Here is a 223-nt window from a genome sequence, read left to right as displayed (position 1 = left end):
TTAATTTTCCGGATTGGTATTATACCAGGCTACTTTCTGTAATTTATTAAATTCCAGAAAGCAAAAAGGCTCTAGCATTTCTGCTAGAGCCTTAAATATGGCAGGGGTGGAGAGATTCGAACTCCCAACACGCGGATTTGGAATCCGCTGCTCTGCCAATTGGAGCTACACCCCTATTTTCAGTTTTAAAGAGCTGAAACTCTGAATAAGTGGCGGAGTGGAC

General features: G+C 42.6%; 1 tRNA gene. It reads right to left on the bottom strand.

What is annotated here, in order from left to right:
• Positions 1-98: 98 nt before the first annotated feature.
• Positions 99-175, bottom strand: a tRNA-Trp gene (locus AB4274_RS22130).
• Positions 176-223: the final 48 nt, after the last annotated feature.

It is taken from the genome of Vibrio sp. 10N.261.55.A10 (genome assembly GCF_041470825.1).
In the GTDB taxonomy this organism is placed as follows: domain Bacteria; phylum Pseudomonadota; class Gammaproteobacteria; order Enterobacterales; family Vibrionaceae; genus Vibrio; species Vibrio crassostreae_C.
This window is presented reverse-complemented; position numbering and strand designations above follow the sequence as displayed.